14 protein-coding genes are annotated in these 12,616 nt (G+C 46.2%); 4 read left to right on the top strand and 10 right to left on the bottom strand.

Annotated elements, in window-relative coordinates:
• Positions 1 to 8: 8 nt before the first annotated feature.
• Positions 9 to 4,013: a type VII secretion protein EssC gene (gene essC, locus ACFTRD_RS08015; RefSeq protein ID WP_379378617.1), complete on the bottom strand. Its 4,005-nt coding sequence runs from the start codon at positions 4,011 to 4,013 to the stop codon at positions 9 to 11.
• A gap of 55 nt (positions 4,014 to 4,068) precedes the next feature.
• Entirely contained in the window at positions 4,069 to 4,389 is a 321-nt protein-coding gene (locus tag ACFTRD_RS08010; RefSeq protein ID WP_379378615.1) for a hypothetical protein, read from the bottom strand.
• A 423-nt stretch (positions 4,390 to 4,812) separates the two neighbouring features.
• Between ACFTRD_RS08010 and ACFTRD_RS08005 the strand changes: the two genes are divergently transcribed.
• Positions 4,813 to 5,052 (top strand): hypothetical protein, encoded by a 240-nt coding sequence (locus tag ACFTRD_RS08005; RefSeq protein ID WP_024630323.1) that lies wholly within the window; start codon positions 4,813 to 4,815, stop codon positions 5,050 to 5,052.
• 123 nt (positions 5,053 to 5,175) lie between these two features.
• Here the strand turns inward: ACFTRD_RS08005 and ACFTRD_RS08000 are convergent, their stop codons facing one another.
• The 6 genes from ACFTRD_RS08000 to ACFTRD_RS07975 form a co-directional block, all read right to left on the bottom strand.
• A complete protein-coding gene (locus ACFTRD_RS08000) occupies positions 5,176 to 5,328 on the bottom strand; it encodes a hypothetical protein (RefSeq protein ID WP_192266446.1) in 153 nt (50 codons plus the stop codon).
• A 248-nt stretch (positions 5,329 to 5,576) separates the two neighbouring features.
• Complete coding sequence (locus tag ACFTRD_RS07995) at positions 5,577 to 5,702, bottom strand: hypothetical protein (RefSeq protein ID WP_379378612.1); 126 nt, start codon at positions 5,700 to 5,702, stop codon at positions 5,577 to 5,579.
• A 77-nt stretch (positions 5,703 to 5,779) separates the two neighbouring features.
• Complete coding sequence (locus tag ACFTRD_RS07990) at positions 5,780 to 6,319, bottom strand: GNAT family N-acetyltransferase (protein WP_379378609.1); 540 nt, start codon at positions 6,317 to 6,319, stop codon at positions 5,780 to 5,782.
• Positions 6,320 to 6,506: 187 nt separating this feature from the next.
• Complete coding sequence (locus ACFTRD_RS07985; RefSeq protein WP_379378607.1) at positions 6,507 to 6,845, bottom strand: L,D-transpeptidase; 339 nt, start codon at positions 6,843 to 6,845, stop codon at positions 6,507 to 6,509.
• A 56-nt stretch (positions 6,846 to 6,901) separates the two neighbouring features.
• Positions 6,902 to 7,927 carry a ribosome small subunit-dependent GTPase A gene (gene rsgA, locus ACFTRD_RS07980; RefSeq protein ID WP_379381230.1) on the bottom strand — a complete coding sequence of 342 codons (1,026 nt, stop codon included), beginning with the start codon at positions 7,925 to 7,927 and terminating at the stop codon, positions 6,902 to 6,904.
• Positions 7,928 to 8,477: 550 nt separating this feature from the next.
• Entirely contained in the window at positions 8,478 to 9,071 is a 594-nt protein-coding gene (locus tag ACFTRD_RS07975; RefSeq protein ID WP_379378605.1) for a DUF2087 domain-containing protein, read from the bottom strand.
• A gap of 178 nt (positions 9,072 to 9,249) precedes the next feature.
• On the opposite strand from ACFTRD_RS07975, the gene ACFTRD_RS07970 reads away from it, so the two are divergent.
• The 3 genes from ACFTRD_RS07970 (at position 9,250) to ACFTRD_RS07960 (ending at position 11,400) form a co-directional block, all read left to right on the top strand.
• Positions 9,250 to 10,248 carry a YpdA family putative bacillithiol disulfide reductase gene (locus ACFTRD_RS07970; RefSeq protein ID WP_192266439.1) on the top strand — a complete coding sequence of 333 codons (999 nt, stop codon included), beginning with the start codon at positions 9,250 to 9,252 and terminating at the stop codon, positions 10,246 to 10,248.
• Positions 10,249 to 10,253: 5 nt separating this feature from the next.
• Entirely contained in the window at positions 10,254 to 10,697 is a 444-nt protein-coding gene (locus ACFTRD_RS07965; RefSeq protein ID WP_379378602.1) for a DUF441 domain-containing protein, read from the top strand.
• A 187-nt stretch (positions 10,698 to 10,884) separates the two neighbouring features.
• Positions 10,885 to 11,400, top strand: a complete 516-nt coding sequence (locus tag ACFTRD_RS07960; protein WP_192266435.1) for an ADP-heptose synthase — start codon at positions 10,885 to 10,887, stop codon at positions 11,398 to 11,400.
• A gap of 127 nt (positions 11,401 to 11,527) precedes the next feature.
• Here ACFTRD_RS07960 and ACFTRD_RS07955 read toward each other — a convergent pair whose 3' ends face one another.
• Both ACFTRD_RS07955 and ACFTRD_RS07950 read right to left on the bottom strand, forming a co-directional pair.
• Positions 11,528 to 11,977 (bottom strand): NUDIX domain-containing protein, encoded by a 450-nt coding sequence (locus tag ACFTRD_RS07955; RefSeq protein WP_379378600.1) that lies wholly within the window; start codon positions 11,975 to 11,977, stop codon positions 11,528 to 11,530.
• 71 nt (positions 11,978 to 12,048) lie between these two features.
• Positions 12,049 to 12,345 (bottom strand): HesB/YadR/YfhF family protein, encoded by a 297-nt coding sequence (locus ACFTRD_RS07950; protein WP_192266431.1) that lies wholly within the window; start codon positions 12,343 to 12,345, stop codon positions 12,049 to 12,051.
• Positions 12,346 to 12,616 lie beyond the last annotated feature (271 nt).

Genomic DNA, 12,616 nt, shown 5'->3' with positions numbered 1-12,616 from the left:
ACCTCCCCTCAAACTACAACATGCCATCGGTCACGAATTTCAGAAATCCAATCGGTCATTTTCCAGCTTCCATCACATGGAACTGCACCTTTAACCCTGGAATATTTACGTTTTACATAATAACCTTGACCCGGGGGCAGTACCTTAAGCCCATTCGTGCTCCCCCCGGATTCGGAATAAGGTATACGGAAGAACGAGAGATCGTTAGGGTCTAAAGTCCCGAACAGCAATCCGCTCTGGGAAGCCTTCACATCGTTCACCCAGTCAGATCCAAAGGTTGGGAAATCTGCAGGAACACCTGACAGAATCACATGTATGCCTCGATCCCTGCCTTGACGAACAATCGCTCCCAATTGATCCTTCACATTAAAATCATTCAACTGTTTGGCTAGTGTATCCGCATCGTCGATGACGAGAACAATCTCTGGTCCACCGGTTAACTCGCCTCTTTTTAGAACTTCATCGTACAACTGTTGGATCACAGGTGCAAGCTGTTCTTCACGGGATACATGTCCATGGACATGGGGCAAACTGCTGATTTCACCCAGTCCTCCCGAACCATAGCGCATATCTACCGTGTATATTTGCATGTCTTCAGGAGACGCATGATAAGCAAGTGACAACATCCATGTGAGCAAAAATGTCGTTTTACCACCTTCCATCGGACTCGTAACCATGAAATGCGGACCCTCGCGCAGGTTAAGCTGGAATGGCTCCAGATCATCGGTCAGTAAACCTACAGGTACTGTTAAGGATGATATGCCTCCGACTTTTCCGAAGGTGCCTGTGTGAATAAGTACATCTCTAAGCTTGACTTCTTCCGGTAACGGGGCAATCTGCGGAGCTTCTTCTCCGCTCCAAGTGCCCTTAATCTCTGCAATGGTATGGCGCAGAGCGGACGAACGCTTGCCCTCATCTTCTCCGGTTGACGGCAACGCCGCCTGGAACATCAGTGGTGGGACCTGTCCCTTGACCAACCCTCTTCCTGGCGGAAGCTGACTTGGTGCCTTGGACGGCCGTCCCACTGCATAATAATAATCGCTTGGATCAGACAGTTCAAATGAAACTGCATTGGGAATGTTGCTTCTGAACTTCTCGAATACATCGGTTACCCGGTTAGCCGTAAGAATAAATGTGATTCCCAAACTTCCACCTTCGCGAAGAATCGTTTCCAAAAGTTCATTCTCATCTGGATATGCATTACGGAAAGAAAGATAACCGTCAATAACAACCACAATCTGTGGCACAGCTGCATGAGCCGTCCGCCGATAAGCTGAAATCGTTTTAACCCCGGCTTCCGAGATCATGTCTTTACGTTGTGCAGACAGTTTCAGGATGTATCGGAATAACCGCTTGATCCGATCCTCTTCTTCAGACATCATTACTGCACCGATCTGAGGCAAGCCTGCGAAATCCTTCATCATGCGGCCCATATCAATAATATAGCCATGCCAAGGTTCAGTTCGACTAGAACGGGCCAGTGACATCAGCAAAGTTTGCACAAACGTCGTTTTCCCCAGGCCAGGCATACCATAAACAACCAAATGTCCCTGATCTACCGGAAGTGCGAGTGGTTGCTGTCGCTGATTAGGCAAATCATCCAGCAGACCCACCAGCGGTTTCAGTCCGCTGGCTCCACCGTCAAGCAATGCCTCGCGGTTCTCTTCTTCCTGCCAGTTATTAAGGCTTTCCCATTCCAGCACCTCTGGTAAAGGCGGCAACCAAGGGCCAGGTAATCGGGTAATCCCTGCTTCTGCTGCTTCTTTCGCCACATAATCTATGAACACCTGGAGCTGCTTGGGCACATCCTCTCCCTTGAGCACAGCTCTGCGCTCTCCAGTCAAGAGCGGCTCCCGCTTCCCGTTTAAACGCACCTCCATGACAGGCAATACTGTGGTTGTATCTTCCTGCTGATTGTACGGCGCACCGCTCCAGGCAAATTGCATTTCCTCAAAGACTTCATCACTGCCCACCTGGAAATATCCCCGACCCGGCTTGGTGATCCAGGCCGCATTTGGAATTTTGATCATATCGCGACTGTCCCCTTCGCTTTGAACGCGAAGACAGATACGGAAACGGGAATTACTCCAGATTTTATCATCAACAACACCCGCGGGCTTTTGGGTTGCCAATATAAGATGTACACCCAGTGTCCGGCCGATGGCCGCTATGCTGATTAATTCATCCATGAACTCCGGCTGATCCCTCTTCAATTGCGCAAACTCGTCGATGATGATAACTAAATGCGGCAACGGCTGTTCATGTCTGGAACGCAAAATTTTGTAATATTCATCAATATGCTGGAGGTTGCCAGCATCATTTAATATTTTTTGCCTTCTGACCAGCTCGGCCCGAAGTGAAATATTGGCTCGTTCAATCAAATTTCCATCCAGATTGGTAATCGTGCCAACGACATGAGGCAAACCCACAAATGTGTTCGACATCCCGCCGCCTTTATAGTCAATCAACATAAAGGCGAGATCATGCGGATGGAACTCTGCAGCCAGAGAGGCCACAATGGACTGAATAACTTCACTTTTGCCTGAACCTGTTGTACCTGCGATCAGACCGTGCGGGCCATGGCCCTGGCGTTCGATTTTATCATGCAGGTTAATGGATATTTTCTTGCCGCCTGCTCGCACGCCCATAGGAACGGGAAGCGTATCGGGGTATCGCGTCTGGGCCCAGCGGTTAACCACGTCCAATTCTTCCACTCGTGAAGTACTCAGCATATCGAACAACGGGAGTATCTGGGGTATGTCTGAAGCGGATGAGCGTTTCAGACGAATCGGTGACATGTACCGCGAGAGCGCCTCTGCGGACTCTTTGGAAATTACATCTGGCGTATAGGTTTGCTTGATCACGTCGGCATCTTCGGTTTTTTTGATATAAACCCCTTTGCCTTTCGAAGCCTCCATAATTAACTGACAATGCATGGGCAGTGCTTCCTTGCGATTGGCCAGTATAATGGTACATACATCGATCTCCTGAGCCGATTCCAGCAACAGAGGAAGCAAAGGTTCTTCTTCTATTAATTGAGTGTCCGAAAGAACCACCACATAACATGGGATCTGCACGTTTTTTTTGTAACGATCTTCCTTATTGTTACGCCTTCTGTTCAACACGGAAAACAAGCTGTCCGCCAATTGATGCGCACCGCTGTGCCTGTCGGCCATATAGCGCTGTCCCTGATCTTCATCCCAGATATGGGGCAGCCAGCGCAGCCAATCCCATTCCTTCGTTTCCTTTTCTTCATAAAAAGCAGCAATCTTCAATTCATCCGGTGAATGACGGACCGTCAGTTGTGAAATAATGACGCGCAGTGAAGCGAGTACTTCCTCCCGATTGCCAACCAGACCCATCACTTTAGACTGAAATAGCGGTAATGTAATCGATGCATCAGGCACGGTCTCGAATTCAGCTGCCAATTCATGAGCCGCTTCAATCAGCTCATCCTTTTCATACCCGTCTACACGAGGCACCTGGAGTTTGATTCGAAACGGGATTTCGCCCGTTCCAATTCGAACTTGCAAAAAGTCATCATCCTCCGGAGAACGTTCCCATAATGAACTATTGCGATTCTTCACCAATTGAAGACATACATTAGGATCACCATGAATTTCATACAGACTCTTCACTTGCTCGGCTTGGGCTTCCTTCAGCTCTTCCCGATGCTTCTCCAATTGTGCACGATACATGGCAGTACGCTCTTCCAGCTTTTTGCGGTATGATTTCTTGTTGCTCAGATACACAAAAAACGGAATCGTGTATGAAGTAAGCATCATCATAACGGTCATCATCTGGAACATCATATAATTGCTATTGTTCATTTTGCCGCTCATATTGATATATACGTAGAAGCCGATGCTAACCATCGTCATCATGATCGGTACAATAATAGATATCATTGAAAAAGTAGGTTTGTTGGGTTCTGCCGGAGGTCTGAGAATCTCCAGCCTTTCTTCCTTGAGAACCGGTGTCATTCTTGGAGAACGCTGATATAACACATTCACGAAGAGAAGACCTCCTTTAATTCATTTCCGTAATGAGTATATACGTTCGGATCACTCATTTGTTGCTGTCCTGTTGAAACAATGAACGTCTTCCATACACGGGCGCTTCTTCCGAAGTGGTGGAGAACGCTCGCTGGACCCGTACGCAGCTGCCTTGCCGCAGCCCTGTTTCCATTAGTTGTTGCGTATTCTGTGGCGAGAACCACAATCCTTCCGGAAACTTGGCTTCAAGGATGTACTGAATGCCGTCACCCGGTGCCTGTCCAAAAATGCGGACCCCCAGCAAGGTCTTCAAATGTTCAACTGTACATTCATCCGGGACCTCGATGTCGAACCACTCGCCTTCCTCCCGGCCGGAATACACGGTAAGAATCAATATAATCCCTCCCATGGTCTCATATGTAAATTGTCCTAGTGTCAGATTAAATCAAAAAATAGTAGATGAAACGCTATTCTTACCCTATTTTCTTACATAAACACCCTGTTTGCAATGTACAACCTGCACTTTCGTTACATATGACCCACGTATATATTAAAATATCGTCCATTCGACTCAGAACTTTCGAGCCAGTAGTCACATTAATGATTGCGAGGATGCGAAACTACGCCGATTTATTCCATATAAATGGAAGTTACAAACTACCTTTTCGGGACTTTTTATTGCTTCGCCCACAATTCAATTGTGAACACTTTTCAAACATTGCCCACCTTTATGTTTTCATAAGCTGATTTTAAGGTAATTTTAAGCATTGGAACTTAATATAGCGAGTAAGAAATAACTCTCGTGAGGTGATTTCTAGTGAGAACACTAATAACTTTTCAAAACAAATCAATCCCTGTATATTTCAATCAAGAAAACAAACAACCTGTGCAAAAGACACTACGATTGCTTAGCAGTGCCCTTGAGCATAAGATTAGCAATGGTAAACGCGCTTTACAGAAATGTCTGCAATCATTGATTAGTATTGAGATTGTCGGTGGTGAAGCCATTCTTCACAGCCGTAGCGAAAATGACTCCCTCGCCTTATCCCTTTATTAAGATGGGTCAGTTGTTTACTTCAACATGGAAACGGCGAATTCATTCATTCGCGAACATAAGGAAAAGGAAGCTTGCCGTTAAGGACAAGCTTCCTTTTTTTTGTACCGAATCCCTATATCTATTCTAATGCACTCTGCTGACAACATAGGCAGTCTCATGCTCTTCTTCCATCTCAGCCTTTTGGATTCGAATGACAAACAACCGAACCAGATTATCACGTGTCTTTTCTTCCTGACAAGTATTCAGCTTCCTTAGAATAAAACGGTCAATGGACATGAAGTTCAGGCCCCTTTACCTATTGGATTTACGGTATCTGTTCTGCCCGTGTATCCATAAATAACCAGATTACAGGTGCACCAAACAACTTTTCACATCATTCCCTCATCTATTTTTTCAGGATGTAAAAACATACAAAAGCCCGCCTCATCCCGCTTAAGACGGACTTATCACAATCTTTGTCATTCTTTCCCGAAGCCTATCTGATTATAAAACAGAATTATTCCGAATCCACGTTCTCTGTTAAACTATTGCACTCCAGGATAATCCCGATATTGATGCTGAATGCTGATCCAGCGTGACCGCGTGAATTTCTCAATACCCCAATCGCCACCGAAACGGCAATACCAGAGAATGTGCTTTCGCATGTACATCTGAATACGCCTCCCAATCAAGATTGATTTAATGTCACACCCTGACCTTGTTAAGGATTGCGCAAACTTGCATTCATTCAACTGCTGGGTGGGATCTTATCTCCAAAAAGTCTCAAGTCCTCCCAACCATAAGCAACCTCTGTCAGATCTTGACCGCCAATCCGGATTTGTTGTGTTTGGACAGGGATTCCCCCCATCTTTTCATAGAAACGACAGGCTGAATTTTGCTCCAATGCCCAGATCAACAGGTTCCTCATGTCCAGGGTGTGGAGATAACGAACGACGTGTCTTGCCAGTTGCTGGCCGATACCCGTTTGTTGCACTTCTTTCAGTAAATAAATGGCATACAGCTCAGCATCATAAGGCAGCTTGCCTTCACGTTCCTTTCCACCGCAGGCAAATCCGACAATTTCCCCGTCTGGCTCTTCAGCCACCACCAAAATCTGATCCTTTTCGCCAGAGCGAATATTTCGCTCCCATTGGGACAACCTTGATTCCTTAGTCAAATTATCCAAAAAATCATCAGGCACAATCCCTCTATATGTCGTCTTCCAACTCTCTGTATGTACATGAGCTACGGCTTCCACATCCCCTTCACGAGCTGGTCTAATCCGCATCTCATCACTCCCTTTCTCTCGCCACTTCGACGACTTTACAATAGTATACGTGCAATACGTATGAATTCTAAATCCATCCACATGGACCATATTAAAATTACACTTTTCTTGATCAATGGAAAACTTGATATTCTCTTTAGATTTTGCTGAGCGCTCTTGTCTTACTGTTGGCGTAAAAATCCGGCCCCTAGGGCCGGATCGTTACCTGTGTGCCTACAGATACTTTGGAAGACAGGTCCAGCACATCCGAGTTGTACATGCGTATGCATCCATGGGAAACAGACTTGCCAATGGAAGAAGGATCATTGGTTCCATGAATCCCATAATGCGGCGCTGACAACCCCATCCACAGAACACCAAACGGTCCTCCTGGATTCTCTTGTTTGTTTATAATCGTAAACACTCCATTAGGCGTTTGTGTGAGCATCTTACCTACTGCGATAGGATACCCTTTGATTACCTGCGAGCCATCGAGAAGATATAACATGTGGTCTGACAGATCCACAATGATGCTGTAATCTGGCATGCTGACATCCCTCCTGACCTATCTTATGCAGGATACAGAAGGATGCCCACCTGATCTCAGGCCTCTTCCCAGTCTTTTGTACTGCGGACATGTTTTGGTTTGCGGGTACTCACAGGTTTGCTTGAAGCGGTCCGTCGTTTGGACGCGGCCTCTTCCTTGCGCTGCTGAAATTTCAGTTCCTTCTGCATTTTCAAGTAGTTGCCCAGCCTTTTTTCATCCAATGAACCATCCTGAATGGCCTCCTTCACTGCGCAACCGGCCTCTCGGGTATGCGTGCAATCCTGGAACCTGCATCCCGCAGCAAGTTGCTCAATTTCACCAAAGGCGTGTGATAACCCATTCTGTCCTTCATCCCATAGATTAAGTTCACGCATTCCCGGCGTATCAATTAATACCGCTCCCTGCGGCAAGACAAACATCTCCCGATGTGTGGTTGTATGTCGTCCACGGCTGTCGTCCTCACGAACGGCCTGAGTGAGCTGTACACTCTCTCCCATCATCCAGTTGACCAGGGTAGACTTGCCACTACCGGAAGAACCCGTCAAGGCAACCGTTGTGCCCGGAGACAGAAATTTTTCAAGTAAAGATTTTCCCTGGTCCTGAACTGCCGACAGTGCCAGCACTTCGATACCTGGCGCAATCCCTTCTACCATCAAAATTTGTTTCTCCACGTTCTCACACAGATCACTTTTGCTCAAAATGATGACCGGTCTCACTCCACCATTCCAGGCCATCATAATGTACCTTTCCAGCCGTCTCAGGTTAAAATCATGATTGAGCGCGGCAACGATCAGCAAAGTGTCCACATTTGCCGCGATCAGTTGCTCTTTGGTCACTGAACCAGCAGCTTGTCTGGATACCCTGCTCTGACGTGGCACAATACTGTGAATAATGGCTTCTTCTCCAACTTGACCCGTAACAGTGACCCAATCCCCAACCGCTGGTACAATACCAGTCTCCACATGATCATGACGCATCCGCCCGGATACACGTCCCCAACATTCTCCCTCATCCGTAATCAGGCGAAGCAATTGTCCATGATCCGCAATAATTCTTGCGGGTTTTCTTAACTGTTCTTCCATTCCAGACTGATTCCATAGCTCCTGCCATTTTGCAGACCAGCCGTACTTCTCCAATGTGCTATTCAAAATAAAAATTCCTCCCGATAAATGGTGTGTTATCCTTCTTTGACATTGACAACGATCACTATGAGCGCTCCGATCCGGCATCAAACCAAATAAGCCACGAGCAGCACTACTCACCCGCGGCAATAAGAAGTTAGCCGAATGAACGATTGTTTGAATGGTATTCATATCGGATACATTATTCCACTGATCCGATATTCATGATCCAGAAAAACAACCCATTTTCGGCATACAAAAAAGCCACGGGTACGTCACCCGTGGCTTCATCTGTGCATGTTACTCTAATCTACGTACATATGGACAATATTGCGAACAATACTCTCCAACTGCCGTAAAATCACATGCTTTGATCCGTTCCGGAGACGCTGTTTATATTCAAATTAACGTATACTGCCATTAGATTTGTCATTTAACATCGCCTCCCTTGTAGAATTATCCATCATGTTACACAGCTTCATCTACTTTTGTCAAGTCATTTTCCAAAAACTTATTTCACTTGATCCCAACGTGTCCACATTTCCTTCGGATTCAGTTCATAGATCCCATCTTCCCGGTACATGAACTGGTGCATGATGAACTCTCGACGAATGGTCGCAAAATCCTCATGATAGGTTTGAATAAATGTATTGATTTCCTTCTCCGTATACTTCCGTCCAAATTCAAGCTGCTCGACCAGATGACCAAGTACAATCAGCTTTTTCTTGTACTGAGCCGGGATCTGACGCAATCGCCCATCTTTGGAGAAAAAATTTCGCATTACGGATGCTTTCAGCGTCTCATTTACATCACTCATATCAGCAATCTCCTCTCTTTTAAAAATAAAATCAACGGAGGCCTGCGCATGCTCTCGAATAAAAGAAGGATTAAGAGTAAAAAACACCGTATTTTTCTCTCTGCGTTCCTTGATCAGCGCCGCTTCTCTAAGCTTGGATGCATGATGTGTAACGGTTGGTTGTGACAGGTTGAGTTTTTCTGCAAGCGCTTGACCATGAAGTTCTCCCTGGGACAACAGCAGCAACATCCGAAGCCGGGTCGGATCAGCCATAGCCTTGTGGTAGGCCACAATCTTCTCCAGTTGCATTATCGCTCAGCTCGCTTTCGTTTAGATAATCATCTAATTTGATATTAATCTTTTCTCTCTTCCAAGTCAAATTTCCGGAATCGGGATTGATTTCTTGATGCCAGACTCCTTCTTGAACTGGCATTGGGCCCGTATTTACGGTAGGATTATAGTGCTTGAAATAAGGAGGATTAAGAACATGGAAGATGTCATTATTATCGGCGGCGGCCCATGCGGTCTGTCTGCTGCCATTGAATGCGAGCGGCTGGGACTGTCAGCTGTAATTGTTGAGAAGTACAATATCGTCCAATCTATTTATCTGTATCCAACCCATATGCAGTTTTTCAGTACAGCGGAATTGCTTGAGATTGGGAATGTTCCGTTCAGTACACCGAACGACAAACCTTTTCGTTACGAGGCACTCGCCTATTATCGCAAGGTAGCCGAACATTTCGGCCTGCGGGTTCATAACTATGAGGAAGCCAAAGAAATCAAACGCAAGGACGATGGCACGTTCGAGGTACATACGGTCAATCGGCGTGGGCAAGCAATCGTTCATGAAGGACGAAATGTCGTTGTTGCTACAGGTTATTTTGACCATCCCAACTATCTTGGCATTCCTGGAGAAGACAAGGATAAAGTCACCCATTATTTCCGGGAAGCTCATCCATACACCCGCACACGTGTCGCCATCATTGGAGGAAGCAATTCAGCCGTCGATGCCGCCATGGAACTGGTTCGTGTGGGTGCGCACATTGATATGGTTTATCGTGGGAATGGCGTTTCGGAACACATTAAACCTTGGGTTCGTCCATTGTTTGAAAGCCTGGTGCAGAAAGGCAGAATCTCACTTCATCTGGGCTCACGTGTAAATGAAATATTGGACGATTCTGTTCGTTTGCTCCATTCTGATGGATCAACCAGTGAAATCGACAATGACTTTGTGCTGGCCTTGACGGGTTTCCGTCCTGACCGCAAGCTGCTTTCGTCCGTCGGTGTGGAGATGTCCGAGGATATGGATAAACCGGTATATGATCCGCAAACCATGGAAAGCAGTGTGCCAGGCGTATACGTTGGCGGAGTTATCGCTTCAGGGCGCAATGCCAATGAAGTATTTATTGAATCCGGACGCTGGCATGGAAGATATATTGCAGAACATATCGTAAGTCGTCATCGCGGGCAGACCGAAGGGGAATGAAATCAATGGATATGACCTCACTGCTGTTGCTCGTGTTTGCCGCGCTAGGTATTATCAGCAGTAATACACCCGTAACCGTAGCCATGATATTTCTATTGTTTCTACGGGTACTGAACCTGAATCAAGCCTTTCCCTGGCTGGAAAAGTACGGACTTACGATCGGTATTATCATCCTGACTATTGGTGTTATGGCACCGCTCGCCAGCGGCAAGATCAGTTTGCAGACAATTGGAGAGTCTTTTCTGCACTGGAAATCACTGCTCGCCATTGGTGTGGGATTACTTGTCGCCCATCTGGGCGGACGAGGAGCTACACTGATGAGTACACAGCCTACCGTCGTTGCCGGGCTGCTTATTGGTACGGTGCTTGGGGTTGCCTTGTTCAAGGGTGTGCCAGTCGGCCCACTGATTGCTGCAGGAATTCTGTCTTTACTTTTAGGGAAATCATGATCAAAGTTGGGACTTGACATCCTTCTGCTGACTGGCTGTTTTTCCCACCGTTGTATGATATACTTCTATTCATGCAATTCAAGCATCAAGTCAAGTCCATAGCAGAGGAATCCATTGGATGATCTTTCAGTCCAAATCATTGATTCACCTCGCAACTATTAAATGGCCGCAGGAGGATTCAGGACCCATGTCACGTCAGTTTGTTACCGAAGCCGTGATGGTGGCAATTTACGGTCAATTACTCGCGCCCCCGGCGCCTGTTGAATATATTGTTCCTTATACCACCATCCTTGAGTTATATGAATTTCAGACCAGCCCTGACCCTTTGATGGATAATCCAGCAGATGACCAACATGTGAAATCCAAAATCAACGAAATCATTTCTTATTTTGAAGAACCGCTGAATAAGAAAAAAATAGAACGTGCCCTGGCTATTCCCTGGGCCAAAAGTCCGTCCATACTGTTTGGTGACCAGGTATCCATCGCCATCATTAATGCGGTTGATACCGCTCAATACGGCGAATATTTTGATCCAATTGAGACTGAACTGCTGCTCACTTCACAGCGTCTGGATATCCCTATCCTGACCGATCAGGTTGAATTAATTGCACGCATTATCGAATCGGCATCTCCTGTGCAGGTATTCGATATTGACGACTTTGATTTTGCAATGGACGATGAAGAACCACTAGATCAAGTCTAGTCTAAGTGTCAGGAACCCATCATTTATTGGGGATAACAGTCCTGCCTTGAACATGGGTCCGTCTCGTATAAATCACGACAAGAAGAAGCCTTCCCGGCCGGAAAGGCTTCTTCTTGTCGTGATTTATTTATTCCATTCCTGGATACTTTAGCAATATCCGGCTAAGATCGTTCAGCCTGGGCAATGATTTTGGATCAAAAAACTTCAGCCCTGCTTCACTATTCACCCGCGACTCTACGAGCGAATCCTGAACGATCTGGGCTCTAAACATGGCTATGACGTAATATTCTTCATCCCCACTGGCATGTAAATGTCTCATATTCGGACCGGAATGCAAACCTTCAAGTGTCATATGATGGGTAGTCCACCCCGTCTCCTCCCAGAGTTCTCTGTGCGCGGTGTCCTCAATGGCTTCTCCCGGGCGCATCTGTCCCACAGGAATACGCCAATGACCGTGTTCAGCATGCTGAATCAATAACAATTCACCTTGTTCATTCTCGGCCCGAACCGCCGCCTTTACAACAATATGAGAGCGGTTCGCAATATACTGGGCCAAATCTCGGGCTGGCGGATTCACTTCGTATCTCCTCCTGTTCGAAAATCGGTGCGACCGGTGATGAGACATTCTATATACGCAGATGTATCCCGTTAAATCTCAGTGTAGCGATATTCGATATCCTGACCTTCTTCAACAACATCGACATGAAGTTGATGACCCTTCAGATACCAGTAATCATGATCTTCCATAAAAAATTGAATACCTGATACCTTCGTTTGGTCAGCAGGATGTCTCGGTTCCTCCACAGCGATTCCCAGTGAGAAACCGGGATGAAGTCCTCCGCCAGAGCTATAACGGGCGAAGAATCGTACGCTGTCTCCTTCGTTCAAATTCAGTTCTTCCTTATACCAGCGAGCAGCCCGGTCAGATACATGTATGGTACTCATTTGGTGTCAACTCCTTCTCTATATATATGTTACATCATATCGCTACAATCGCTCGATTACAAACCTTCCACACCGCAAATATGTAATAAAAGTTCATCAAAACGGAATGATCCCACTACCAATCGTTAGATATTTCGTTTTGGAAAAACGTTTGACAGATTGTAAAAGTCGGTGTTAAGATGCAAACATACGAGATCCACATTCAATTTATTACCAAAAAAGAAAGGGTGGTTACGGTGTTTAACAATGACGATCTACATCAACTCAGCAC

The sequence above is a fragment of the Paenibacillus sp. NPDC056933 genome (genome assembly GCF_042674385.1).
Lineage (GTDB): Bacteria > Bacillota > Bacilli > Paenibacillales > Paenibacillaceae > Paenibacillus.
This window is presented reverse-complemented; position numbering and strand designations above follow the sequence as displayed.